Origin of the sequence: Caldanaerobius fijiensis DSM 17918, from assembly GCF_900129075.1 — a bacterium.
Taxonomy (GTDB): Bacteria; Bacillota; Thermoanaerobacteria; order Thermoanaerobacterales; family Caldanaerobiaceae; genus Caldanaerobius; species Caldanaerobius fijiensis.
This window is the reverse complement of the sequence record NZ_FQVH01000021.1, coordinates 1-24782: the sequence shown is the minus strand read 5'-3', so window position 1 is coordinate 24782 and position 24782 is coordinate 1. Positions and strand designations below refer to the sequence as shown.

Genomic DNA, 24782 nt, shown 5'->3' with positions numbered 1-24782 from the left:
TTTAAAAAAAACCAGCAACTTGCGTTGCTGGTTTTTTTATTTTAACTTATTTTCCTCCGTATGGTGGTATGATGTCCCACAGCTGCGGTGGGAACATATCCGGGAACGGCCTATGCATAAATTCATCGCATACGTTTGCTGGAAACTCTTCACACTCTGGCGGCGTCGGGCAGAATCCAAAGGACGGTATCAACAATTGTACAGTTATAACCGCTTTTAGTATAATGAAAATACCAATTATAACATTTATAGTGTTATCAGTGTTTACCCTGCCAAAGAGACATTCAGCCTTGGCCTCAAATTTGACGTTATTAGGGTCTGGCTCTGGCAGATAAAGGACTATGTCCTTTGTAAATGTCGTTGGTGTGCCTGTGACGATCTGCTCAGTTCCATCAGAATATTTTACCACGATATCATAAGTAACCTGAAATGTTGCCTGAATTCTGACAAATCCTGGCCTATCAGGTAGTGGCGTCACTGTAAAGCCCGGTGGCAACAGCGTAATGGTTATGTTTTCACACCTATCAAATTGTGGATTGGTTTTTCCTACCAGTGGAACAAGTACAGATGTCGCTATATTATCCAGGCATATCCTCTGGGAACATGCATCATAGACCTTATCAGCTACTATGCATACGATCTCAGTAGGCTCGGGAAATTGTCCTGGCTCTACAGGTCCTGGTACAACCTGCAAACTTCCTATGGTTTTGGCATTAAAAGCCATGTTAATCCTCCTTTCACTTTCTTTTTTAACCTCACTATAATATACGTAAATAAATCTTAAGTGTTACAAATATCGTAAAAAGCATATATTTAATTTGAAACAACAAGTGGGTGGTGATTTTTTTGAATAACCCTCATGAAATTAAAATAATAAAACGCGGAGATGATACATATTGGATATTTTATCTTAAAGAAAACACCCTGTACTATAAGAGGATTCAAGATAATGAACCTATAGAAACACAGCTCACAAAAGAACCTGTCCTATACTACGATGTGGATATAGACCAGGACGACAATATCCACCTTATAGCTATACTAAACGACAATGAAATAAGATATTTTATATACACAAAAAACGGCTGGAAGAATACATTGCTTTATAAATACAACTCCACAAAGCAAGAATACCGCCGCATCGCTATAAAAAAGACAAAAGACCACTTACACGTCTTCTGCAGCATTAAAAATGTTCCCAGCACCAACTGGGATTTAATGCATTACCTGTGGGATGGGTCCCGGTGGAAAGCCAATACACTGGCAACATTTCAGGATGCTGACCCTTACTTTGACTTGGCATATAGCTACAATGATGAAATCTACATCATATTTAACAACTATTTTTCAAACCTCCACAAAAGCCTAAATAAATGGACAAATCCTGTCCAATTTGCATCAGATGTTTACACCCACTCACCGCATATGCTCATCGACAGTGAAAATACCATTCATTTTGTCTGGCAATGCGACAGCGGCATATACTACAGGAAAAAGTTCCAGGGCGGATGGCCAAAAAATACCTGGAGCGAAATAAAAAAGATAACACCGTATAATAGGCCGTCTTACCCTATTATAATGACCCTACACTTTTCCATGTGGATTTTATGGGTACAAGAAAACCAGTTATACTGCAGTATGTCATCAGATATGGGAACGACATGGACCAATCCATTTAAATACCAAACCATAAATCAGGATTTCTCAATTGCTAAATACATCAGTAATTCTCGAAGCATCTTTGACGCACAATACGTCTACGAGTGGGAAAATCCAAACTTAAATATCGCAGTAATAAAAGATTTCTTAAACCATGAAGGCAATAACAACAATTACTTCACTTTTTATATCCAGGAGCTACAGAACTATACCGAAAATCTCGTTACAACACTAAAAAGACTTGAAAAAGAAAATCAAACCTTAAAAAATACCATAAGCACGCTTCAAGTGGAAAAATCCTATGCTGATGATGCCATAGATAAACTCAACATAGAACTCACAGCCATAAAAAAGCAAAGTGAACACATATCGCAAATGTACAATCAAATGCAAAAGGAGATGAAACAGTTGCAGTCAGAAAATATGGCATTGAAGGATGCTCTTGAGAAAACAAAAGCTAAAAATGACAAAAGTATTTTAAAAAGGTTGGCAACATTGTTAAAAACGCACATCCTTATTTAATTATATCATTTTAATTTCTCTACCGCTTTGTATTTCCCGTACATCATCATAACCTTAAAAATTCCCGCTATAGGGAACTTTATTTTGTCGTACTCCTGTGCCACCTTCTCGAAATCCTCTATGCTAAACCTGATAGAATAACTACACCCCTGTGTAATACCCCTTGGTGTAGGCATGACAGCTACATTCAGTCCTAAATATTTTAACCTGCTCTCAAAATACATCGCATGTTGGGAGGAGTAAAACACTATTATACAAAACTCATGCATGGCACGCCACCTCTATATTAATATATTTAATGGCCGTGCACTGTGTTACCTCTCATACCACATATTTCTTAAAGGATTTGTCGCCTGTGAGTAGAATATTTAAAGTAAATACACATAGAAAGGAAGTGCAGCAAATCATGAAAAGATTAAAGATCATGGCAATTGCGCTGGCTACCGCCGCCTTATTTTCAGCAAGCACGGCTAATGCTGCATCGACTGCAATCAATTATAATACTCCCCTTTACTACAGATACCGATACTATACGTATTACAGCTATTATTATAATAGGTATACGCAAAAAACTTATAGCCCGAACACTTACACTTCAAACACAAATAATACTATTAAGCAACATCTTACGCCAGCAACAGAAAATGCAGTAAGATCTGCAGATAATTATGCCTTGTCGCAGGACGAGCAGAAAATGATAAGCTATATAAACAGTGAAAGGACAAAGAGAGGTTTAAGCGAACTCAATATAAACCCACAGCTATCAAAAATTGCTCATTTAAAGGCAGAAGATATGCTGAACAACAACTATTTTTCACATACATCGCCGACCTATGGCTCTCCCTTTGATATGATGAAAAAGTTCGGGATATCCTATACCATGGCCGGCGAAAACATAGCAAAAAATACAGATGTATACAAAGCCCACGTAGCTTTGATGAATTCAGAAGGTCATCGAGCTAATATACTAAATAGTTCTTACACCGATGTAGGTGTAGGGATTGTCCACGATAACAGGGGCGGAATAATCGTTGTGGAAATGTTTATAAAGAAATAAATTTATTTGCCATTGAGATAAAAGGCTTTATATCCTCTATGGGCCATATAAACATCTATCTTAGACGATACCTCATAGGGGGAATGCATACTCAACAGTGCCACACCACAATCTACGACCTGTATACCGTGGTTGGCCGCAAACATGGCTACAGTTCCCCCTCCTCCTAAATCCACCTTGCCCAATTCACCTATTTGCCATGCTACTTTATTATCATTGAATATTTTTCGAATTCTTCCTACAAACTCTGCATTGGCATCGTTAGAACCACCTTTTCCGCGGACACCGGTATATTTAGTCAATACCAGTCCTCTTCCCATATAAGAACAATTTCTTTTCTCAAAAGCCTCTTCATAGTTGGGATCTACTGCAGCATTTACATCAGCGGACAACATCCTGGAATTGTCCATAGTTCTCCTCAAAAGTAGATCACTGTAATTGGGATAGCAAAGTCCCAACAATTCTGCAATGGTATTCTCAAAAAACATAGAATCCATACCGGTATTGCCAACGCTCCCTATTTCCTCTTTATCGGCAAAAATAGCCATGCACGTGTATTCAGGCTTATCCAGCTCCAGTATAGCTGTCATGGATGTGTAGGCACATACCCTATCGTCCTGCCCATATCCACCTATCATGCTCCTGTCAATGCCTACGTCCCTAGCCTTAAGCGCAGGAACCAGCTCCAATTCTGCACTGGTAAAATCTTCTTCTACTATACCGTATTTTTCGTTTAACAATCTCAAAATATTCAGCTTAACCTTTTCATCAGCTTTTTTGTCGTCAATAGGTATGCTACCAAGCAAAGGATTCAGACTCTCACCAGTGATGGCTTCGCCTAAGGTCTTTTTCATCTGCTCTTGTGCCAGATGGGGCAATATATCTGTTATATGTAATACAGGATCGTTTATATCTTCCCCTATCTTTATATTTACTTTTTCTCCATTGGACCTTACCACAACACCATGCAAAGCCAAAGGAATTGTAACCCACTGGTATTTCTTTATGCCTCCATAATAATGGGTCTTAAGCAATGCCAGGTTGTTGTTCTCATAAAGGGGATTTGGCTTTAAATCGATACGCGGCGCATCGATATGCGAGGCGATCATGTTTATCCCTTTTTCAAGGGGTTGCTCTCCTACTACGATTAAAATTACCGATTTCCCGCGGTTTTCAAAGTAAAGGCGCGTTCCTGGCGAAGGTTTCTGACCTTTTGAAATGTATTCATTTAGTGATACAAATCCCTTTTCCTTAGCACGCCTTATAATCTCTTCAGCAGCTTCCCGCTCAGTTTTGGCATAATTTAAGAAAGCCTTGTAATCTTCACAGTATTGAAACACCCTATCTTTTTCCTCAGGACCAATCTTATTCCACGCGTTATCGACTTTATAAGCCAGTTTTTCTGATAACTCTTCACCTAGAGTTTTTTCGTCTCCCATTTTTAGACCTCCTCAAAAAATAAATTTACAAAGAAAATTATAACATAAAGGTAAGCTTTTGCAAAATCGTCACTTTACAGGAATCTTCAGCTTATCATCAGTAGTATCATAATAGCTGTTAGGAACATCTCCTATTATTATATTCTCTGCGATGGGAATCTCTGTGACCACACTTAGTATTTTGCTAGAAAGAGGTGCAACTATCCGCACTTTCCCATCTACTATCAAAAAAATCCTGTGCCTCGTCTGATTTATACCTGCTTTATCAAACTGTGTCCTGAAATCCACTTCAACAGTTCCTACTGGTAGTATGCTTACAGGCAACCGAGGCCCTAGATTTGCAAAGAGCTGACTGCTGAACAGGCTTCCTAAAGGTACATATACCCTTTGAGATTTAATCTGGTCCAGCTGTTTCTGCACCTCAAGAGATGTCTTGGCCGCTATTTTATTCATTTCTACAATATTGGATTGTACCATGGCGATTTTTCCGTTTTTGTCTGTCCGGACATACACCAGATCATTATAATTGATATTTTGTACAACGTTTTTGTATATGGCACTGTCAATGGATTTAATCGCCAGAACTCGAGCTTGTGCCTCTGAAAGAGCGAGAACTATAGGTTCTATTTTTATGTCAATTATGTACAAACAGACGAATATAATTAATAATACCACAATGAAAATATATCCTTTCCCTTTATAAACCCCAAGGCGCTTATTATGAACCCACGGATATTTACGGCGCAAATTCAACATAACACCTCCTGCTTTCATTATATGATATTAAAATTTATAGTGTTAAAGGATTTTATATGATATAATTGTAATATAAATACATTACTATTAAGGAGGCTTGTAAGATGGCCGAACCGAGATCACCCGTTAAACCTAAACGCAAAAAAAAAGTTAGCATACTAAGAATAACATTGCTGGTAATAATGTTGGCTCTGGCCGTCGCCATAGGTGCTGCGGGTGGAAAAGTATTGGCTATTATCAATTCTACGCCAAAGCTTTCGCCAGACGCGTTGTTAGAACAGAATTTATCCACTTCCATATATGCAAAAGATTCCAATGGCAATTGGCAAAGAGTTGCTTTATTACATGGTGTCAATAATCGTTTATGGGTACCCATTTCAAAAATACCCAAACATCTCCAAAACGCAGTTATAGCGATAGAAGATCAAAGATTCAGAGAGCATCACGGCCTGGATTTTAAACGTATCTTTGGTGCACTGATCGCCGACATAAAATCGAGAAGTTTTTCAGAAGGCGGCAGTACCATAACTCAACAGCTTGTTAAAAATACGATGTTAACAGACGAAAAGTCGTTAAGGCGCAAAATTCAGGAAGCTGTCCTGGCATGGCAGATTGAAAATATGTATTCAAAAGACCAGATACTGGAAGCATATTTAAACACCATCTTTTTAGGTAGCCCCAGCGTCAATGCATACGGCGTTGAAGCTGCATCGCTTGTTTACTTTGGTAAAGATGTAAGTAAACTGGACCTGGCAGAATCAGCTTTGATAGCCGGTATCACCAATAATCCATCGCTTTATTCACCGTATGCCAATCCCAAAGAGGCAAAGAAGCGACAGGAATTGGTACTCTACATGATGTTACAAAACGGTTATATAACCAAAGAGGAATATGAGAAAGCAAAGGCTGAAAAACTCGTCTATAAAAGTGCTGAAGGAATAAGAGATTATCAGCATCAATACTTTATAGACCAGGTGATAGAAGATGTCGCCAGCGAACTTGAAAAAAGGGACAATATCACCCGCAATGAAGCTTTAAAAAAGATATACACAGGCGGATATAAGATATATACTACCATGGATCTCAGAATACAAGATGCCATTGAGCAAAACTTCAAAAACAATAAATTATTTCCTAGAGATGAAATCGTCAAGAACCATGAAGGCGAAAACATATTAGAACCCCAGGGAGCAATGGTAGTATTAGATCCAAAAACCGGAGAAGTAAAGGGAATGGTAGGGGGTAGAGGAAGTCAGGAAGGAAAATTCTTGCTGAACAGAGCTGTAAGTCGCCGCCAACCCGGTTCATCCATAAAGCCCATAACAGTATATACCCCTGCAATAGATAATGGTTATACAGCTGCATCGGTGATAGACGACGCTCCTGTAACCTTTGAGATCAAAGGAAGTGGTCCATGGAGTCCAAAGAATTATGAGTCGGGTTATTACAGAGGCCTAGTAACATTAAGGACAGCATTGCAAAATTCTATTAATGTTCCTGCAGCTAAACTGGTAATGGCCCTGGGCGTTCAAACCTCTTATAAATACGGCATTCGTTTTGGGCTCACTTTAACCCATGCTGATAGCCTCTCACCTGCGGCCTTATCACTGGGTGCCCTTACGCAAGGCGTCACTCCTTTAGAAATGGCTGGGGCATATGGGGCTTTAGCTAACGGAGGAGTCTACGTAAAACCTATAACTTTCACTAAAGTACTGGATCGCAATGATAACGTGGTGATAGACAACAGGCCTGTAAAAAGGGTCGTAGTGACTCCACAGGTAGCCTACATTGTAACCAATATGATGCAATCAGCTGTAAGAGCAGGTACAGGAACCAATGCGCTGCTGCCTAATATGCCCGTGGCAGGCAAAACAGGCACGACCGAAGATTACCGCGACGCATGGTTTGCTGGTTTTACCCCACACTATGTTGGTGTCGTCTGGATGGGGTACGATCAACCAAAAACCATGATAGATAGGTATGGAAAGCGCGTAGTAGGTGGTTCATATCCTGCCATGATGTGGAAAGCAGTTATGCAGCAGGTGCACAGCGGCATGAAATACACCGATTTTAGCAAACCAGACGGTATTGTCAGCGCATATGTATGCAAAGACTCTGGAGATTTGCCAACAGACCTTTGCCGGCAGGATCCTCGAGGAGATAGGGTATACAAGGAAATATTTATACAAGGCACGGTACCTACTACTTACTGTAAAGTACACGTATCTGCAAAGATAGATATATCCACGGGCAAATTGGCAACAAATAACTGTCCACCTGAGTTTGTACAAACCCGCGTATTTATAAACCCACCTGACAGACCGCCTGAACTAAACAAATACACGCAGGATGGCAAATACGTACTGCCCACACAAGTCTGCGATGTACACACCACCAAGCCAGAGTTAACTCCTGGCGGAGGCAATAACGGCAAAACTAATTCGCCACCAAACTCTGGTTCGCAAAATACCCCAAACCAAAATACGTCCAGCGACCAAAACAGCAACAGCAATCCTGATCAGAGCCAAAACAACACTACGCCAAATACCCCGAGCAATCAAAATGGCAACACAGCTCCCGACCAGAGCACAAATAGCAGCAATCAGACTCCCCAAAACAGCAATAATACAACAAATCAAAAAATAACTGATAAGATTAAAGATACAATCAATAACATAATAAATGGCACCAAAAAGCAGTAAAAGAGCATGTAACATGCTCTTTTACTGCTTTATATATTTATTTTTTCTATTACTTAAGATACGTAAACACCATCCTGCCAATCCTCGCAGCTATGGGTTGTGACCACAGCCAGCTGTTCGTTGCGCTATCATCAAAATAGAATAGCGCGCCATGAGTTGGATCACTGCCGTGCAACGCGTCATATGCCGCTTTTTTTGCTTCCTCTGATGCAGGTTTGTTTATCCAGCCATTTTCTACAGGCGTAAATTGATAATATCCATCGGTTTTCTCGTAAATGACATCACTTATAGTATTGGGAAAACGATAATCCTTCACCCTGTTAATTACCACAGCTCCTACGCCAACTTTGGCTTCATACGGCTCCCCGTCAGCCTCTGCCGTTATCAGCCTCGCCAATAGATCCAAATCGCTCAGCGAATACGTAATAACGCCTCTATAAACAGAACCCCTGGATGGTTCCTGATAAACACTATTCCCATTGTCGGAAACATAACTTGATCCTGTCGTTGGTGTAGAGCCCGGTATATTAAGCACCTGTCCGGGATATATGTAGTCATCCCATTTGTTATTGGCTTTTCGCAAGGAATAAAGTGATATGCCGTACTTTTTAGCTATAAGGTATAAGCTATCGCCGGCTTTTACCGTATATGTGTCCGATGGTACATATAAAACCTGTCCAGGGTAAATATACGTATCTTTAAGATTATTATATTTCATAATAGTGCTGGCTGTGGTGTTAAAAAGATTTCCTATCTTGTAAAGAGAATCACCTGCTACTACTTTATAAGTGCCGGCATATGCGGTTTGCACTAAAGTAAGAGATAAAGAAACTGTCGCCAAGAAAACCCTGGCTTTTTTTGATTTTAACATAAATTCTTCCTCCTCCTTCGCCTCCGAGGTTAGTTGCCGGGTTCGGGTCGAGGACACACCCTACTCGTCACACGAGATTCACCCCTGAAAAAAATCCCCCGTACTCCTTTCGGAGATTCGGCTTTATGATTTGTTAATAATTTTGTAACATGTTTAATATTATATTAACAAATACTCGCAAATAAATCTATATTAATTTGATGGCAATACAGGTATATTGAACCTATGTTAGCTTTATTATGTAACTTCTTCATCCCCCTGAAGGGAATAGGCTTCTTCCCAGCCTGGCTCTTCAGGAACATTGGATTTCCTGCTAGCAAGCTCTCCTGCTCCTGATTATCACACCTGCCAGATATAGAAAACTTAGCCCTACTGCAAGGCTGGTTAGATTATATTAATAAAGATAAAGGTGCGTTAAGGGCAAGCGAAGCTCGTTTACTTTATCCTTGACGCACCAAATAAAGCAACTATAATTTATTAAGCTATAAGCCTTATAGATAGTATCGTTACCGAAACTGTATAGGCCTTTAGCCAAATTTCATGGCGTACTTATATCAAATGGTTTTATTATAGTAAACTTTATGCCTAGTTGTGACATTTACCCAAGCATTAAACAATTGACCCGGCGACAAAAGCATGGAGATCATCGAAGCTGTGTTGAGCATGCCCAGATTATTGTATATTGACACGTAGTTGTTCTCAGCATATAGCAACACATTGGCATAATCAGTAAGAGGACTATTTACGATTGGCTGAGCTATACTCCCTATGTTAACCGTAAAGCCATCTACCTCAGAAAAGCCATTTTCTTATAATAAGCCTATCCAGATCTGTCATTGCTAATTCATATCCTCTTTTTTTGCAGCTGTCAGAATATATCTTCACCTTTTATTTTGAGACTGCAAATCAGTTAGGCATAAAATCACCATCTACAACCATTTGAATACCCGCAAATCCCAAATTAGTTTCAGCTATTCTCTCTGCATCTTCTGGATCTGTCGGCAAAGGCATATTTCTATTATATTTTTTAATTAAATCTTGCATTGGCCAACCACCCCTCATTTTTGTAGTCTTCATATTAAACCACGTGCCTGTAACATTTTGGAACCAATCTAATCCAAAAGCATTTTCATTGGCAATCCATACTAGGTCGCTGGCGGCTTTTTTCATTTCTTCATCATTCATATATAACATCTTCTTTAGGACTTTATCTATATCAACAAGTTTTCCATCAGAGCCAGGAAGTATCATATTGAGCTGTCCTTTATTAGGCCCTTTTTCCACAACTGGAAAATTACCTGCATTTTTTGCAAAACCCCAGTAAAAGTTAGATAAGGCCCAATATGGTACTGTTATAGGTCCCCAGTTGGCATCAATCCAGTCTGTCGACATATCGTACAAGTGTTTACTTTGTGCATTGTCCCAATAGACCGTCCCATCTACATATAGTGCTTTGGTCGGCATACCGAATTTAGTAAGCTGCTCCGCACATATTTCAGCTGCTGGTCCTAATGCATAATAACCCGCGGTACCTATTATGAAATTATAAACTTTACCGTTTTTATCTCTCCAAATACCATCACTGCCTTTTGTCCATCCAATTTCTTTCAAAAGTTGTGCTGCTTTTTCGGGATCATATTTATATTTTGTCATTTTTTCTTGGACTTCAGGTAGTACCCAGTCTTTAATCATGCTCAAAGGCATGGCCATTATTGAATATCCTATTGTTTCTTTACCGTAATAGTTTCCTACTTCACGAATCTTAGTCTTATCGAAAGCATAAATTAGGGCTCGCCTAAATCTCACATCATCAAAAGGAGGCTTTTTGATATTAAATACAAATCCAAAATCACCACTCGAATCAAACATTTGATAGTGTATTAAATCCTTATTTGACGATAATAAATTTTCTATTATATCTTTTGGTGGCGTTCCATCGCCTCTATCGTATTTTCCTGTCTTATACATTGCATATTGCTGCGCTTGATCCGGCATCTGAACTAAATCTACCTCTTCGAACTTTACATTTTTTGCATTCCAATAATCTGGTCTCTTCTTGAGTATCATATGAGATGGCGTTACATTAACTACTTTAAATGCGCCCGTACCAATAGGATATTTGGGACTACATTTGGTAAATTCCTGCCAGTTCTTTGACAATTCATCACTCAAGTGTTGATCAATATAAAGACCAAAAGCTCCTCTCTTATCAATATCCTGAGCAGGTTTTGCGCTCTTTAAGAGTTCAGCAGCTTTATCTACATATTTACCATATATGTGATATGGTATTGTGGCTTGCCAATCCATTGCTATTAGTAATTGTTTTACCCTTGGATTGGGCTGAGGGTCGTTCCAGGTAAAAATCACTGTATAGTCATCGGGAATCTCTACACTTTTCAAAAATTTACATATAAAAGCACCGTTATTTAAAATGTAATAAGCCCAAACATCTTTGCTGGTAAACGGTTTTCCATCGTTCCACGTTACTCCTTTTCTCAATTTTATGATAGTTTTATTTCCCTCATCCTTGGGCATATCTATTGCCAACCTTGGATAAATCTTATCGGTAGATCTTACCCATTGGTATAATCCTTCCATAGTAAACGTCCATGCTGTACCTATTCCACCAGCACCGTATGGATTTCCTTGAAATAAAGGTGGTTTTGGCCAACCAGCTTGCTGTTCTCTCCATATTTTCCCTTTGTTATATTTAACATCACTAGTGTTTGCAGTTATTTGAGTTACCTTTGTCATTCTATTATTACAGCCCGCAATTAATATTCCTATTAAAAATAGTACAGTCAACAAAAAAGCTGATAATTTTCTTTGATCCAACTTGACTCCTCCCCTCTTATACAACATTTTTAATTTTACTTTGCCTTATTCTACCAAACATATATTAGGTATAATTACTTTGCAATAAGTTTTGATAATCACCTCCCTGCTTACAGTTTATGATTTACAGAATTGTTTGTTAATTAATTTAATTGACTTGCTTTATTGATCGATAATTCCCTCCTTTTCATTCTGTTTTATAAGTCCTTTTTAAAAAAACTTTAATAAGTTACTAATATTAGTCTAACTTACCATAAAAACAAACATTTTTGAAGTTCAAATTTGACCAAATTCGCCGAATATTCGCTGCTTTTTTTTGAATATTGCTCACGTTTTCTCACTCTTTCTCCATTTTTCGCCTATATATGTTTAAAATGCCTTTGTTCCCATATCAAACGCTATCATGGTTTAAATCTTTTTCTGTCTTTTTTTGATTCAAAAATAAAAAGCTATAAAAGAATTTTTCAATCCTTTTATAGCTTCTCCTTATTTTTCATTGCTACGCTGGACATTTATCTGCGCTTTTTAAGCTCTATGGCCTTTAAGGCTTCTTCTACAATATTATCCGGCGTCAGATGGTACAATTTCACCAACTCATCGGGCTTTCCTGATTGCCCAAACATGTCCTTTATACCTACGCGCCTTACGGGTACCGGCACCCTCTCGCTTACTATTTCGCATACCGCTGACCCTAATCCTCCTATTACGCTGTGCTCTTCTGCTGCCACTATGGCTCCTGTCTCCCGTGCCGCCTTGATTATCAGCTCTTCGTCTATTGGCTTTATGGTGTGTATGTCTATCACCTTTGCTTCTATCCCTTTGCCTTTTAATATCTCATATGCTTCTAATGCTGCCGCTACCATTATCCCTGTGGCTATTATCGTTACATCTTTCCCTTCTTTTAGCACTATCCCTTTCCCTATCTCAAATCTGTAGTTGTCTTCTTCATATATTACGGGTACGCTCAGCCTACCTAGCCTTATATATACGGGCCCTTTGTACTCTGCCGCTGCTTTTACCGCTGCCCTGGCTTCTACGTCATCCGCTGGATTTATCACTACCATCCCCGGTATTGCTCTCATTATCGCTATGTCTTCTACCGATTGGTGAGTGGCTCCGTCTTCTCCTACTGTTATCCCTGCATGGGTTGCTGCTATCTTTACGTTTAACTTCGGATAGGCTATGGAGTTCCTTATCTGCTCAAACGCCCTTCCTGTGGCGAATATGGCAAAGGAACTAGCAAAGGGTATCTTGCCGCATGTGGCTAGCCCTGCCGCTGTCCCCATGAGGTCCTGTTCCGATATGCCTACGTTGAAAAACCTCTCGGGAAACTTTTTCGCAAAGTCTGCTGTCTTGGTAGATTTTGATAGGTCGGCATCAAGTACTACTATGTCTTTGTTGTGCTCTCCTATCTCTGCTAGTGCTTTTCCGTAGGATTCTCTCGTCGCTATCTTATTCATTCCTATCCCCCAATTCTTTCAGCGCTTTTTCTTTTTGCTCTTCGGTGGGCGCATTCCCGTGCCACTCTACCTGGTTTTCCATAAAGGATACTCCTTTGCCTTTTATGGTGTGGGCTATTATCATTGTGGGTTTGCCTTTTGTCTCTTTCGCTTTCTCTACCGCTTTTTTTATCTCTTCGTAGTCGTGTCCGTCTATCTCTAATACGTTCCATCCGAAGGCTTTCCATTTGTCTGCTACTGGCTCTATGGTCTTTACTTCGTCGTTGGCTCCGTCTATCTGTAACTTGTTGTAGTCTAAAAAGGTGGTTAGGTTGTCCAGCTTGTAATGGGCTGATGTCATGGCTGCTTCCCATACCATGCCTTCCTGTATCTCTCCATCTCCCAACATCACGTATACCCTGTAGTCTTTTTTGTCCAGCTTCCCAGCCAGTGCCATTCCATTGGCTGCTGATAATCCTTGCCCCAATGAGCCTGTGGTCATGTCTACTCCAGGGGTGCCTTTCATGTCGGGATGGCCCTGCAGCATTGAGCCTGTCTGCCTGAGCTTTATCAGCTCTTCTTTGGGGAAATAGCCCCTTTCTGCCAGTACGGCGTACAATGCCGGCGCTGCGTGGCCTTTGGACAATACAAATCTATCCCTGTCTTCCCATCTGGGATTTTCGGGGTCTATTCTCATAACGTCAAAATACAGCGTAACCAGTATGTCTATCGCTGATAGTGAGCCTCCTGGATGACCTGACTTTGCTGCTGTTATGGATTTTATTATGTTTCTTCTGACCTCTGTGGCAATGTCAGCCAGTCTTTCGTTGTCCATAGTTTTACCTCCTTCGTCTATCTGTGTTTTATAAAAATGAACGGAAAATTATCTCCTGAATGTTTGGTTTTGAATAGTCAGATCTTCAGGTTGGCTTTTGCCCAGTCTTCTTTAAACCGCTCAATTCCCGCGTCTGTCAGAGGATGTTTTATCATCTGCATTATCACTTTATAGGGTACTGTGGCTATGTGGGCTCCTAGTTTTGCTGCTGTGAGCACGTGTATGGGATGCCTTACACTGGCGGCTATGATCTCCGTTTTTATGTCGTAAGTTTTGAATATCTGTGCTATATCTTCTATGAGCTTCATGCCGTCACTGCTTATGTCGTCTAACCTGCCTATAAATGGGCTTACATATGTGGCACCTGCCCGGGCTGCCAGCAAGGCCTGGTTGGCACTGAATATTAGCGTGACGTTGGTCTTTATCCCTTCTTTTGAAAGTATTTTTACTGCTTTTAACCCTTCTGCTGTCATGGGTATCTTTATGACTATGTTCTTGTGGATACTGGCTAATTTTCTTGCTTCCTGAACCATTCCTTCATGATCTTCGCTTATGACCTCTGCACTTATGGGCCCATCTACTATTTCCGCAATTTCCTTTATTACTTCTATAAAGTCTCTGCCTTCTTTTGCTACCAACGATGGGTTTGTGGTAACACCTGATATGACGCCCAGCTCGTTGGCTTCTTTTATCTCCTCTATGTTGGCTGTGTCAATAAAGAATTTCACAATTAATCCCTCCCGTATAAATCCTTAAGCGCAGGATATAACTGCGTATACAGCCTATAATTTTTTTCATATACACCAGATACTTTTTCATCGGGATGTTGCACATTTATCCTTTTTATTATAGCCTCACATGCTTCTGGTACACTATTATATATCCCTGTACCTACTCCTGCCAGAATAGCAACACCAAGCGCAGGTCCTTCTGCCGAATTTATAGTCACTATATCCTTTTTGAAAACATCCGCCTGTATTTGCCTCCACAGTCTGCTCCTGCCGCCTCCACCTGATGCCCTGACTTCTTCCACCGGTATACCCATATCTTCTATTATTTCAAGACAATCTCTTAGACTAAACACAACACCCTCCAGTATAGACCTTATCACCTCGTGCCTGCGATGTTTTGCTGTAAGCCCAAAGAAAACACCTTTGGCATATGGATCTAAATGTGGAGTACGTTCACCCATGAGATATGGCAAATAGACTAATCCTCCACACCCAGGTTCTGCTTGCTCTGCTTCTTTATCCATGTACACATAGGGATCGGTATCAGTCAACATACCTAATGTCTTTTCTTCAAATCCAAAATTATCTCTGAACCATTTTAATGAAAGACCGGCACCCTGGGTTACCCCCATAACATGCCACGTATTCGGTATGGCATGGCAAAAGGTGTGTACGCGTCCCTTCGGGTCAATTGTAACCTTATCCGTATAAGCAAATACTACCCCTGACGTACCTATAGTGGATGATACTATGCCTTTCTTCACAATGCCATTGCCTACCGCTCCTGCTGCCTGGTCGCCACCTCCACCGACTACAGGCGTCCCTTCTTTTAATCCCGTTAGTTCCGCAGCTTTCTTACTTACTTTACCGCTTACTATGTGGGATTCATACACTTCTGGCAACCATGCCATGTCTAATCCTAATCTTTCTACAATTTCTTTGCTCCATTTTCTTTCTTTGATATTCAATAAAAGTGTACCGCTGGCGTCCGATACCTCTGTTGCAAATTCCCCTGTGAGTTTGTACCTTATGTAATCTTTCGGCAATAATATATGCGCAATCTTTTCAAAAATCTCTGGTTGATGCTTTTTTACCCACATGACCTTGGGGGCTGTAAAACCTGTTAAAGCCGGATTCGCCGCTATTTCTATCAACTGCTTTGGCCCGATAATATCTGTTATCTCTTCACATTCAGCACTGCTTCTCTGATCACACCATATGATAGCGCTTCTCAACACATTACCTTCCTTATCCAGCAATACTGCTCCATGCATCTGCCCTGAAAGGCCTATCCCTTTTATCTCTTCTGCTTTTATCCCGCTTCTCCTTATAACGTTGTTGATGCTCTCACACGTGGCTTTCCACCAGTCCTCAGGTTCTTGTTCCGCCCACCCTATCTCTGGTTGATACATATCGTACTCTACCGTATTGCTGGCAATAGTATTACCCTTGGTATCAAACAAAACCGTTTTTGTCCCTGATGTACCTATATCAATTCCTATAAAGTAACCCATTGCTAAACCTCATCATTTCTTTATAAAACTTATCAGTGGCAAACTTATGCTTTTCGGTGCTCTGGCCCTTATTAAAATAGCTTCTACTAATCCTCGATACTGATCTGGCTTGTTTACAGCTTCCAGTATTGCCTCATGGTCCAGCTCTTCTATTCTGGCATTCATGCTCCTTAACGCATCTATATTGTTCTTTACTGCTACATCTACAGGCATCCTCTCCGGATTTATGTCTATGCCGAAGTAACCTCTGTAACCATGCATCTTTAGCACATATAATGCCGCTTCTGCTTGTTCAGGTGATATCACTCCTACATTGAGGTCCTGATCATAATTCCCCAATGGTTGACTGTTCCAGTGGGTGTGCATTAGCTTGCCGTACTCCATGGCAAGGCTGAAGGCATAAGGCAGATCTTCATACGCCATCAGTACATGGCCTACTTCGGGATTTAATCCTACCAGTGAGTGGCCTTCTTCTAAAATTCTCCTGTTCTCTTCATTTCTAAGTGCTCTTTCTACCTTCTGGGCCACCAAAATCCCTTCAGCTGTTGTCCCGTAAATTATCCTTCCTCGCGGTTCATAAGGCTTGGGTTCAATGGCAACCCTTACTCCTGGTACCTGATCCATAGCTTCCGCTATTCCATATGCAAACCTATCTCTCATGGCCATAAAATCGATTCCAAAGGGGTTCTCATAACCGTCGCCACCATGCCATATTATCGCAAAATCTGTGTTTAGCTCTTTATTGAGCTGCAAAGATATCTTAAGCCTTTCTATAGCCTTCTTACGTACCTCTTCAATAGGTGAAGCCAATGAAGAAAACTCCCATTGCTTTTGGAAAAACAGGTTTGGTATAACCGTCAATATCCTTATCCCCGTGTCTCTTGAAAATTTTTTGTACAAATCCATATTGTCTTCATTTATTTCGTTGGGATAATGAGCTTCCAGTGCGCTCACTCCATAATCTTTCAGAGAAGCTATTATATCCAGCCTCTCTTCAATCGACTTAGGCTCTGACATCGCCTCTCTAAATCTACTTCCTGATGGCGAAAAATACCATATACCTACTGAAAATTTAAGGTCAAGGTGAAAATTTTTTAGTTGATTTAACATCTCTTCTGGAGATCTCCTCACTATCTGATTCCTTATATCCAACATCACTACTACCTTCCTTTCATCATAATTTGCTGATTAATCTATCACAACATTAGTGAAAAATTCCTTTTTACCAGATACGTCTAATATTTCCCCGGTAATCTTAAACTCGCCGGAAACTCTTATATCATCCGAAGAGCTTCCTACCATTACTTTCACTATACCGGGTTCTACTACATATCTCATTTCCTCATTGTAAAATCCCAATTGAGTTATAGCTAATTCAAATATCACCTTTTTCTTCTCTCCCGGTTGCAAAGTAACCCTCTTAAACCCTTTTAATTCTTTAACAGGCCTTGTCACATTAGAAACAATCTGCTGTATATAAAGTTGGACCACTTCATCTCCTTTGTAGTTACCAATGTTTTGAATGTCCACACTTATTTTTATTTTATCATCCACACCAACTTCATATGGACTAACCTCTAAATTGCTGAATTCAAATTCCGTGTAGCTTAAACCGTAACCGAAAGGATACAGAGGCTTTGTACTCAGTTCTACATAGTCACCTTTCCAATGTGAACGCCCACCCGATGGTTTATGGTAATAATACACTGGTACCTGACCTACAGAACGTGGAAATGATATGGGAAGTTTTCCTCCAGGGTTATAGTCGCCAAATAAAACATCTGCTACAGCCGCTGCTCCTTCCTCACCGGGTAACCACGCTTCTATGATCGCCGGAATATGCTGTGATATCCAATTTATAGAAAGTGGCCTGCCATTTACTAATACTACGACTACCGGCGTGCCTGTCTCATAGATCGCTTCTACCAATTCTTCCTGTACCCCAGGCAAGTTAAGGTCAGCGCGATCCCTGGATTCTCCTGATGTACAGCTGTCAGTTAAACCGGCTTTGTCTCCAACAACTACTATAGCTACATCAGCTTTTTTAGCAATTTCAACAGCTTCTGCAAAGCCATCCTTTTTGTCCCCTATTACGTCACAGCCTTTCGCATAATACACTTTGGTTTCGGAAGAAATCTTTTCTTTTATGCCTTCAAGTATGCTCTTAATAGGCACAAAGTTGTCTACTAACTCGACCTTTTCTGGTATAGGAGTATTAAATACGTTTGAACTTTCTTTCATCTCCAGTAGCGATTCTATGTGACACGGATAAGCGTAATCGCCAATTATATTTCTGACGCTATCGGCATTGGGTCCGATTACAGCGATGGATTTAATATCTTTTTTCAGTGGTAGTAAATTGTTCTCATTTTTAAGTAATACTATGGATTCCTGGGCTATTTTGTAGGCCAGTTTCCTTTGCTCTGGATTATCAAATACCTTAGCAATCTTTTCTGTATCTACATAGGGATTTTCAAATAACCCTAACAAGAATTTTACTTTCAATATTCTGCCTACTACGATATCTATCAATGATTCCTTTATTAATCCTTTTTCTACTGCCTCTTTCAAAGGTTGTCCGTAACAGTCTTTGCTCGGTAATTCGATATCGACACCTGCTTCCAAAGCTATTTGAGCCGCTTTACCTTTATTTTTTGCTACATGATGATACTCATATAGCATATTTATAGCAAAATAGTCGGATACCACGAGGCCATCAAAACCCCATTCATTTCTGAGGATTTCGGTAAGCAGTTTATTAGATCCGTGGCAGGGAATACCATCTAATTCATGATATGCAGCCATAATCGAGGCTACTTTTGCTTCTTTTACCGCTGCTTCAAAAGGGGATAGAAATACTTCACGTAATTCCCTTTCGGGTATATGTGCTGGTGCCCAGTTCATACCACCTTCTGAGTTTCCATATCCTACAAAATGTTTGGCCGTAGCCATGATACCTTCTTGCAAGTTTTTCCCCTGGAGTCCTTTAATATAGGAAACGCCCATTCTTGAAACCAAATATGGATCTTCTCCGAATGTCTCTTCTACCCTTCCCCATCTGGCATCTCTCGTTACATCCATTAAAGGTGCAAGGGCTTGATGGGCGCCAACTGCTTTCATTTGAGTCCTTATGACAGCACCCATTTCTTCTACTATTTCAGGATCCCATGTGCTGGCAACACCAATAGTTTGAGGGAAACAGGTAGCTCCCTTTGCCATGTACCCGCTGCAAGACTCTTCGTGAACAATAGCAGGTATTCCTAGTCTCGTATTCTCTAATAAGTATTTCTGTATTTCATTTGCCAGTTTCGCCGATTCTACAGGGTCTAAATTACTCGCTCCTCCTATTCGAGTTATTTGTCCTATCCCATCTTTCATAAGAACTTTTGCTTTGTCAGGAGAAAAACTCATATTATCCAATAATTCATAAACCCACACGCTGCTCAATTGAGCAATCTTTTCATCTAGAGTCATCCTCGATAAGAGATCCTGCACCCTTTTTTCTACTGGTTGAGTGGCATCAAGATATAGCATATTTTTCTTTTCATTATTGTTACTCATTATAAAAACAACCTCCCATTCCATATATAAAAATATAAACTGTTATATGTTAAGAATTAATTTTTTTTCGAGATTAAAAACTATGCATTAAAAACTTTTGTTTCCAGCTCATCAACAGTCATGAACTTTAACGATATATTTGTTCCAAAAACATCTTTCATAGCATTTAACACTTTTTCTTGGTCTTTCTGCTTGACATCTTTTATGCCTTTGTTTTCTAAATAATCTAAGGTAGATACAAATTTGATTTTACCATTTTTTTTGCCGATTATTATGCTAAAATACAAATTTTCACCATTAAATATGCATATAGCAACATATGCATCATCTGTTAAATTTTGAATATATTTTTTTAACAGTTTTATCACAGGTGGCACATCTATTTTGGGATAAACATATATCCCTGCTGTGTTGTTAAATTGCTGCACTGCATATTCCACATATTCATCCACATCCATATCTTCATAAGAATGTTCTTGCATATGTCTATTAAATTCTATTAGTGCACTTTTTCTTAATATAAATATTCTTTGAATTCCTGGATTTTCTTTTATAAAAATTTCAGCATAACTTTTAGGATCTTGCACTTTTTCATCAATTACTATTACTTCTCCTTCAGTATCATAAGTACTTATTATTGTTCCATCATCATCGCACAGAATATAAAAATTTCGCCTCATGTCATTGCCTAATTTAAGAACTTCTCCTAAGTTGCGCCAGGTATATGGATCCAAATCCATTATGCAAACATCTTTATCTATCATTTTTCCACCTCCCATACTTTGATAGAATACGGTTTAAGTCGTATCTCAATTTGTCTATTTCCTTTTACATCTTCAGCTTTCCATGCATTCTTAAATTTCCTAAATCCATTAAAATAAAGTTTTGACGTAACTTCTTTTTCAGTAGGATTTGCTATAAACAACAATTCATTTGTTTTATCCGGAGACCTAAATAAACTCAATTCTAATTTTGAATTTGATAATATATATTCTCTCTTTATATCTAATTTCTCTATTATTTCTATGATATCTTCGTAATTGTTTATATAGTAAATTTTACCCGTACCAACTACATTCTCACCTTTCGTAATACCTCTAAAATAGCTTGTACATTCCATATCTGTATTTAAATACGGCAACCCAGGACCCATTACGACTACTCCGCCCTTTTCTGCATATTGAATAATTTTTTGCTGTACACTTTCATCCATAAAATCGTAAGAGCTTAAAATTATCAAAGTGTAACGTTCCATATTTTCAATATGTAGATGGGTGTCTGTTATATCGTAGTCATAATTGTTTTTATCTAATAATATTCCTATGTTCTCAAGCCATGCGTTGTGTGCAGGATGTTTGTCCTTTGTATCAATGTACTTAAAGTCAAAATAATTGCTACTTTTAAACAACTCTTTAGGTATACTTATACCACCATATATATCAACAAAATCATTAAGATTATAGCTATTATGCATAGCTAAAAATCTTCCATAATCGTAATCTCTCATAAGCACTATACTTCTCACTTTTTCATATTTATAAAATTCATATTTTGACATAAAAGTACAGAAGTCTTTATAGAAACTATAGTATTTTTTTCTTATGCGATTATCTCTAGTTACTGGTGAACCCTGCCATCTATCTCTTTCCACAATCATATAGAAGTTTATAGCTTTTATACCATGCATAAACACTGACATAGTTGTAAATTCCTCTTCATCGGGCAAAAACGTCTTGGGAAACGAATACCATACTCCTGAACCAAACTCAGGTATAAAAGGCATTTTACTGGTGCCAGCTAAATATTTGACCATCTTTTTATAGTCATGATAATCTTCTCTATTAGGATACCTATCTATACCATATACATCTATCTCTTCAGTATCTTCTGCTGAGACAACATCCATAGGAGTCCAGTACTGGTAAGCAGCATTGTGGTAAACTGGAACATCTATGCCTCTATCCTTCCACATCCTGGCTATACGCCTCAGAGAATATATAATCTGGTATTCCTTGTACCTTATCCAGTCGAAATAATAAGGTAATTCTCTTTTGTGTTGAGCATTAAACTCTATAGGAGGATATACTTGCATAAAATCTTTATAGTTAGTACCATATTTCTCATTTAAAGTCGATATATTACCATACCTTTGTTTGAGAAAATTTTGATAAAGCTTTATAGAGTCTTGACTGTAGTCCATTGTATAGGCATTATCTTTAAAAAAGTAACACGTCTCATTGTCTGCCTGTAACCCTATTATACAGCCTTTGGGGTAAAGATGCTCTTTTAATATGGGCGCTAAGCTATCAAAATATAATGCCACTTCTTTATAAAATTTTTCACTGGCATAACTAGGCACTGGAAATTGTTTTGAAGCTGTGGTCAGCATACATAATGTACCATGAGGTGTTTTTGCCTGTATTTCAGGATCCATTAAAACCCTTTTAGGATAACCGAAATATGTTAATTCTGCGTTGATATGAGGGCCAGGCCTCACCAATACTTTCAAACCAAGTTCTTCACAAATCTTTAAAAATGTATCGATATCTTTATTTTTTTCTATAGTGCCAAAATCAAAACTCCCTCTAGCCACCTCATGAATTCCCCATGGTATATATGTCTCTACAATTTTAAACCCCATGCTTTTTACATTATTTAATATATCTTTCCACAAACCTCTCTCCAAACGCCAATAATGCATCGTACCACTATATATCGGCAAAAGTTCCCCATTTAATATAAAACCATTTTTTGTAACTTCAATAGACATATTTACCCACCTTTCAATTTAATTTCCAATATTAATTGTACCTTCTTTATCCTTTTATCGATCCAACTGTCAATCCTCCAACAATATGTTTTGAAAAGAAGAAAAACGCAATCATGATAGGCACCACCGAAATAGCAACACCTAAATACATAGCACCATAATCATTGCTATAATAACCTTTCATCATTGCAACTAACACAGGCAATGGAAATTTATCCTGTGAAAATATCAAAACTAATGGCGCAAGATAATTATTCCATGAACCTACAAAAGTAAATATTGATATCGTAGCTATAGCAGGTACTATAAGCGGCAAGATAATTTTATTAAAAATCATGAATTCTCCACAACCATCAATTCTTGCAGATTCTATTAATGAATCTTGAACAGATGAATCTATATATTGTCTAATCCAGAATACAGAACTTGCACTCGCGATGGATGGAAGAATTAAAGGCCAATAAGTATCCAATAAACCCAAAGATTTTACTAGTTGGAAATAACCTACCAAGCCAAGTTGCCCTGGTATCATCATGGTAGCAAGTATAAACCAAAATAAGATACTATTACCTTTAAATTTATATTTTGAAAAGCCGTATGCAGTTAATGCACTAAAATAACCGCTCAAAACTGTACAAGATACTGCTATAATCACACTATTTAAAAATCCTCTCCAAATATTAATATTTTGAACCATACGAGTATAATTAGCTATTAAAGAATTGCCCGGTAATAGCAACAATTTGGTTGCTAACTCGTCATTGCTATGAGTAGAGTTTATTATCATTATATAAAATGGTAGAAATGATATAATGGACATTATAATTAAAAATACATATATTATACCTGTAGAAATATTAACCTTGCTTTCTCTTGACTGGATATTATTTGGTTTTTCTAAAATAATATTCTCCATAACCATCACCTCTTATTCATATATAGATTTTCTATTTATTATCTTAAATGATATTATTGAAAAAACTAATATTATTAAAAACAACGCATAACCCAATGCAGCTGCATAACCATAATTATTATTTTTAAACGCTGTGTTATACAAATACATTACCATCGTTAATATAGACTTTTCAGGAGATCCTAATCCATCTGTTAAAGTCATAGGAACATCAAATATTTGCATTCCGCCAATTAATGATGTAATAGCTTGATATAATACTACTGGGCGCAATAGTGGTAATGTTATTGTCCAAAAAACTTTCCATTTAGTTGCTCCATCTACATAGGCAGCTTCATACAACTCTATAGGAATTGCTTTTATACCTGCTATAAAAAATATCATACTCGGACCAAACCATTGCCAAAATTGAATAAGAGAAACAGTAGCACGAGCATAAACTGGTTCGTTTAACCAATTTATAGGTGCTTTAATAAATCCCATTGATAATAACAACTTATTAACTGTACCAGTTTGCCAATCCAACAAAATGCTAAATAAAACACCTATAGAAGCTGCTGTAACTAAGTTAGGAACATAAAAAATCGCTCTAAAAAAACTTATACCTCTAATCGTTTTTTCAGTAAGCAACACTGCTAAGAAAACAGCTAATACCATTTGTGGTATAACATTGAATATCCATATAATCCATGTATTACTAAAAGATTTTAAAAATACATCATCGTGTAAAAGATTTAGGTAATTACTAAAACCTATAAATTTAATTTGGTTTATTCCATCCCATTTGGTAAAACTTAAATATAATGAATATAAAACTGGATATAGTCCAAATACAAAATATATAATAAAATAAGGAGTAATAAATAAATGAGACTGTAAAAAATTTTGTGTAAAATGATTAAAAACCTCTTTCTTGGTAAGAATTCAAAAATAAAACAAACCGAGAAGGAGGTTTTTAAAAATGTCAATTTTGACAAAGGAACAATTAAAAAATTTCATCAGTGAAAACAATATTCAATCTATTCCAGACCTTTATGCGTCATTAAAAAACCTTTTTAAAGATACTATCCAAGAAATGCTTGAAGCAGAGCTTTCTACAGAGCTTGGATATGAAAAGTATGAGAAGAAAGATAAAGATACTCCAAACTCAAGAAATGGATATACTCAAAAGACTG

Annotated in this window: 20 protein-coding genes and 1 riboswitch; of the genes, 4 read left to right on the top strand and 16 right to left on the bottom strand. The window is 38.3% G+C overall.

Going from position 1 to position 24782, the window contains the following annotated elements:
* Positions 1-46 precede the first annotated feature (46 nt).
* Positions 47-724, bottom strand: coding sequence for a hypothetical protein (locus BUB87_RS09085; RefSeq protein ID WP_073344440.1), 678 nt, complete (start codon positions 722-724; stop codon positions 47-49).
* Between the two features lie 122 nt (positions 725-846).
* On the opposite strand from BUB87_RS09085, the gene BUB87_RS09080 reads away from it, so the two are divergent.
* Positions 847-2181 carry a hypothetical protein gene (locus BUB87_RS09080; RefSeq protein WP_073344438.1) on the top strand — a complete coding sequence of 445 codons (1335 nt, stop codon included), beginning with the start codon at positions 847-849 and terminating at the stop codon, positions 2179-2181.
* A 5-nt stretch (positions 2182-2186) separates the two neighbouring features.
* On the opposite strand, the gene BUB87_RS09075 is transcribed toward BUB87_RS09080, so the two are convergent.
* Positions 2187-2450 (bottom strand): putative Se/S carrier protein, encoded by a 264-nt coding sequence (locus tag BUB87_RS09075; protein WP_073344436.1) that lies wholly within the window; start codon positions 2448-2450, stop codon positions 2187-2189.
* Positions 2451-2587: 137 nt separating this feature from the next.
* Between BUB87_RS09075 and BUB87_RS09070 the strand changes: the two genes are divergently transcribed.
* The gene (locus BUB87_RS09070; RefSeq protein ID WP_073344434.1) at positions 2588-3238 is read left to right on the top strand and encodes a CAP domain-containing protein; all 651 of its coding nucleotides are present in this window, start codon (positions 2588-2590) and stop codon (positions 3236-3238) included.
* Positions 3239-3240: 2 nt separating this feature from the next.
* On the opposite strand, the gene BUB87_RS09065 is transcribed toward BUB87_RS09070, so the two are convergent.
* Positions 3241-4677, bottom strand: a complete 1437-nt coding sequence (locus BUB87_RS09065) for an aminopeptidase (RefSeq protein WP_073344431.1) — start codon at positions 4675-4677, stop codon at positions 3241-3243.
* A 69-nt stretch (positions 4678-4746) separates the two neighbouring features.
* Positions 4747-5430 (bottom strand): sporulation protein YunB, encoded by a 684-nt coding sequence (gene yunB / locus BUB87_RS09060; RefSeq protein ID WP_200792791.1) that lies wholly within the window; start codon positions 5428-5430, stop codon positions 4747-4749.
* A gap of 107 nt (positions 5431-5537) precedes the next feature.
* On the opposite strand from yunB, the gene BUB87_RS09055 reads away from it, so the two are divergent.
* Positions 5538-8135 (top strand): PBP1A family penicillin-binding protein, encoded by a 2598-nt coding sequence (locus tag BUB87_RS09055; RefSeq protein WP_073344426.1) that lies wholly within the window; start codon positions 5538-5540, stop codon positions 8133-8135.
* A 49-nt stretch (positions 8136-8184) separates the two neighbouring features.
* Here the strand turns inward: BUB87_RS09055 and BUB87_RS09050 are convergent, their stop codons facing one another.
* From BUB87_RS09050 to BUB87_RS08995, 12 genes are all read right to left on the bottom strand, one after another.
* Entirely contained in the window at positions 8185-9006 is an 822-nt protein-coding gene (locus BUB87_RS09050) for a LysM peptidoglycan-binding domain-containing protein (protein WP_073344422.1), read from the bottom strand.
* 3 nt (positions 9007-9009) lie between these two features.
* Positions 9010-9139: riboswitch (cyclic di-AMP (ydaO/yuaA leader) on the bottom strand.
* 773 nt (positions 9140-9912) lie between these two features.
* On the bottom strand, positions 9913-11841 hold the full coding sequence (locus tag BUB87_RS09045; protein ID WP_073344419.1) for an ABC transporter substrate-binding protein: 1929 nt from the start codon (positions 11839-11841) through the stop codon (positions 9913-9915).
* A 512-nt stretch (positions 11842-12353) separates the two neighbouring features.
* On the bottom strand, positions 12354-13301 hold the full coding sequence (locus tag BUB87_RS09040) for a transketolase family protein (protein ID WP_200792790.1): 948 nt from the start codon (positions 13299-13301) through the stop codon (positions 12354-12356).
* Entirely contained in the window at positions 13294-14115 is an 822-nt protein-coding gene (locus BUB87_RS09035) for a transketolase (RefSeq protein WP_073344415.1), read from the bottom strand. The genes BUB87_RS09040 and BUB87_RS09035 overlap by 8 nt, the downstream gene beginning before the upstream one ends.
* A gap of 77 nt (positions 14116-14192) precedes the next feature.
* Positions 14193-14843, bottom strand: a complete 651-nt coding sequence (gene fsa, locus BUB87_RS09030) for a fructose-6-phosphate aldolase (RefSeq protein WP_073344413.1) — start codon at positions 14841-14843, stop codon at positions 14193-14195.
* A gap of 2 nt (positions 14844-14845) precedes the next feature.
* Complete coding sequence (gene xylB, locus BUB87_RS09025; protein WP_073344411.1) at positions 14846-16360, bottom strand: xylulokinase; 1515 nt, start codon at positions 16358-16360, stop codon at positions 14846-14848.
* A gap of 12 nt (positions 16361-16372) precedes the next feature.
* A complete protein-coding gene (locus tag BUB87_RS09020; RefSeq protein WP_073344408.1) occupies positions 16373-17515 on the bottom strand; it encodes a TIM barrel protein in 1143 nt (380 codons plus the stop codon).
* 33 nt (positions 17516-17548) lie between these two features.
* Positions 17549-19921: a glycoside hydrolase family 3 N-terminal domain-containing protein gene (locus tag BUB87_RS09015; RefSeq protein ID WP_084111110.1), complete on the bottom strand. Its 2373-nt coding sequence runs from the start codon at positions 19919-19921 to the stop codon at positions 17549-17551.
* A gap of 80 nt (positions 19922-20001) precedes the next feature.
* Positions 20002-20685 (bottom strand): hypothetical protein, encoded by a 684-nt coding sequence (locus BUB87_RS09010; RefSeq protein ID WP_073344406.1) that lies wholly within the window; start codon positions 20683-20685, stop codon positions 20002-20004.
* On the bottom strand, positions 20682-22691 hold the full coding sequence (locus BUB87_RS09005) for a beta-galactosidase (RefSeq protein WP_073344405.1): 2010 nt from the start codon (positions 22689-22691) through the stop codon (positions 20682-20684). Before BUB87_RS09005 ends, BUB87_RS09010 begins: the two co-directional genes overlap by 4 nt.
* Positions 22692-22737: 46 nt before the next feature.
* The gene (locus BUB87_RS09000; protein WP_073344402.1) at positions 22738-23607 is read right to left on the bottom strand and encodes a carbohydrate ABC transporter permease; all 870 of its coding nucleotides are present in this window, start codon (positions 23605-23607) and stop codon (positions 22738-22740) included.
* A gap of 12 nt (positions 23608-23619) precedes the next feature.
* Positions 23620-24285: a carbohydrate ABC transporter permease gene (locus BUB87_RS08995; RefSeq protein WP_268761631.1), complete on the bottom strand. Its 666-nt coding sequence runs from the start codon at positions 24283-24285 to the stop codon at positions 23620-23622.
* Between the two features lie 283 nt (positions 24286-24568).
* Here BUB87_RS08995 and BUB87_RS08990 point away from each other — a divergent pair.
* Positions 24569-24782: transposase (locus BUB87_RS08990; protein ID WP_073342111.1), on the top strand; the 214-nt coding region annotated here is incomplete at its 3' end.

Excerpts from the sequence above, each read along its gene's own strand:
- BUB87_RS09035 (WP_073344415.1), bottom strand. The coding sequence starts at position 14,115 with ATGGACAACGAAAGACTGGCTGACATTGCCACAGAGGTCAGAAGAAAC.
- BUB87_RS09005 (WP_073344405.1), bottom strand. The coding sequence starts at position 22,691 with ATGTCTATTGAAGTTACAAAAAATGGTTTTATATTAAATGGGGAACTT.
- xylB (WP_073344411.1), bottom strand. The coding sequence starts at position 16,360 with ATGGGTTACTTTATAGGAATTGATATAGGTACATCAGGGACAAAAACG.
- BUB87_RS09000 (WP_073344402.1), bottom strand. The coding sequence starts at position 23,607 with ATGGAGAATATTATTTTAGAAAAACCAAATAATATCCAGTCAAGAGAA.
- BUB87_RS09065 (WP_073344431.1), bottom strand. The coding sequence starts at position 4,677 with ATGGGAGACGAAAAAACTCTAGGTGAAGAGTTATCAGAAAAACTGGCT.
- BUB87_RS09050 (WP_073344422.1), bottom strand. The coding sequence starts at position 9,006 with ATGTTAAAATCAAAAAAAGCCAGGGTTTTCTTGGCGACAGTTTCTTTA.
- BUB87_RS09040 (WP_200792790.1), bottom strand. The coding sequence starts at position 13,301 with ATGAATAAGATAGCGACGAGAGAATCCTACGGAAAAGCACTAGCAGAG.
- BUB87_RS09070 (WP_073344434.1), top strand. The coding sequence starts at position 2,588 with ATGAAAAGATTAAAGATCATGGCAATTGCGCTGGCTACCGCCGCCTTA.
- BUB87_RS09020 (WP_073344408.1), bottom strand. The coding sequence starts at position 17,515 with ATGTTGGATATAAGGAATCAGATAGTGAGGAGATCTCCAGAAGAGATG.
- BUB87_RS09055 (WP_073344426.1), top strand. The coding sequence starts at position 5,538 with ATGGCCGAACCGAGATCACCCGTTAAACCTAAACGCAAAAAAAAAGTT.
- BUB87_RS09085 (WP_073344440.1), bottom strand. The coding sequence starts at position 724 with ATGGCTTTTAATGCCAAAACCATAGGAAGTTTGCAGGTTGTACCAGGA.
- BUB87_RS09075 (WP_073344436.1), bottom strand. The coding sequence starts at position 2,450 with ATGCATGAGTTTTGTATAATAGTGTTTTACTCCTCCCAACATGCGATG.
- BUB87_RS09010 (WP_073344406.1), bottom strand. The coding sequence starts at position 20,685 with ATGATAGATAAAGATGTTTGCATAATGGATTTGGATCCATATACCTGG.
- BUB87_RS09015 (WP_084111110.1), bottom strand. The coding sequence starts at position 19,921 with ATGAGTAACAATAATGAAAAGAAAAATATGCTATATCTTGATGCCACT.